1 protein-coding gene is annotated in these 470 nt (G+C 68.5%); it reads left to right on the forward strand.

Going from position 1 to position 470, the window contains the following annotated elements; genetic code table 11:
* On the forward strand, window positions 1–470 hold a 470-nt coding region (locus AB4Y92_RS25690), incomplete at both ends, for a COG4223 family protein (protein WP_441822189.1).

Below are 470 nucleotides of genomic sequence, written 5' to 3' on the forward strand. Positions count from 1 at the left end.
CGCAACGCCTCGGCACTGTCGAGACGCTCGCCAAGTCCGCGGCCTCGCCGAGCCCGCAGGCATTCGCCGCCGCGCGCATCGTGCTGGCCGAACGCATCCAGGGTGCGCTTGCTGCAGGCAGGCCCTTCTCGGCCGATATCGCAGCTCTCGGCAAGGGCGGCGGCTCGGCCGAACAGCTGGCCGCCCTCTCCGCCGTCGCCACGACCGGCGCACCGACGCAGGATGCGCTGCTGGCGCAATTCCGGGTTCATCGCGCCATGTTCGATCGCGAAATGACGCCGGCCGCCAAGGATTGGCAGGATCGTCTGCTTGGGCTCGCCAGCAAGGTCGTCACCATTCGCCCGGTTGGAGATACCGGTGCAAACGATCCTGCGACGTTGGTGATCCGCCTGGAGAACGCGCTTCTGCATAACGAATTCGGCAAGGCCGCCGGCCTCTGGGCTCAATTGCCCGAGCCGGCGCGGCGGGAC

Origin of the sequence: Lysobacter sp. TAB13 (assembly GCF_052113885.1) — a bacterium.
GTDB lineage: Bacteria > Pseudomonadota > Gammaproteobacteria > Xanthomonadales > Xanthomonadaceae > Lysobacter > Lysobacter gummosus.